The sequence below is a fragment of the Anaerotignum faecicola genome (genome assembly GCA_024460105.1).
Taxonomy (GTDB): domain Bacteria; phylum Bacillota; class Clostridia; order Lachnospirales; family Anaerotignaceae; genus JANFXS01.
On the sequence record JANFXS010000518.1, the window covers coordinates 1 to 398 of the forward strand.

Sequence of the window (398 nt, forward strand, 5' to 3'; positions counted from 1 at the left end):
CGGGAACTGTAGTATTTTAAATCGGGAAGCCAGATATCCACGTAGCCGTTAAGGGCCTTTACTGTCTCCACCCGTTCATAGCCGCCGCAGTTATAGACCACAGGGATGGACAGTCTGTGCTTTACAAAGTCCAACGCGGAGACGATGGAGGGAAGATACTGGGTGGCGGTGACGAGATTGATATTGTGAGCACCCTCATCCTGAAGGCGCAGAAAGATATCGCCAAGCTGCCGGATGGAAATCTCCTTTCCCAGCCCCTCCTGACTGATGGGATAATTCTGGCAGAAGCAGCAGCGAAGAGTACAGCCGGTGAAAAATACCGTGCCGCTTCCGTGGATTCCGCTGATCCACGGCTCCTCCCACTGATGAAGGGCCGCCCGGGCTGCCATGACAGTATG

The 398-nt window shown here is 54.5% G+C and carries 1 protein-coding gene; it reads right to left on the bottom strand.

What is annotated here, in order from left to right; genetic code table 11:
- A partial coding sequence (locus NE664_15175) for a radical SAM protein (GenBank protein ID MCQ4727973.1) occupies nt 1-398 on the bottom strand: 398 nt, incomplete at both ends.